We start from the raw sequence: 242 nt of genomic DNA on the forward strand, positions 1-242 counted from the left end.
CGAGGCGCGTGACTTCGAGCCAGTTCCCTTCCGGGTCGACCATGCGCCACCACGCGAGGTTGTCGAGCGCCGTGCCCCACAGCACGGCCTTCTTGCCGCCCGCGTTCATCGCGACGTTACCGCCGATGCACGATGCGTCCAGAGACGTCGGATCGACGGCGAACACATAGCCCGCCTGTTCGGCCGCTTCCGTCACACGGCGCGTGACGACGCCTGCGCCGGAGAAGATCGTCGGCACCTTG

1 protein-coding gene is annotated in these 242 nt (G+C 67.8%); it reads right to left on the bottom strand.

All coding sequences use genetic code 11. The annotated features are described in order from the left end of the window. A partial coding sequence (locus tag SB753_RS40700) for an FAD-binding protein (protein ID WP_410805629.1) occupies window positions 1-242 on the bottom strand: 242 nt, incomplete at both ends.

The sequence above is a fragment of the Paraburkholderia sp. SIMBA_053 genome, assembly GCF_046534895.1.
GTDB classification, from domain to species: Bacteria; Pseudomonadota; Gammaproteobacteria; order Burkholderiales; family Burkholderiaceae; genus Paraburkholderia; species Paraburkholderia caledonica.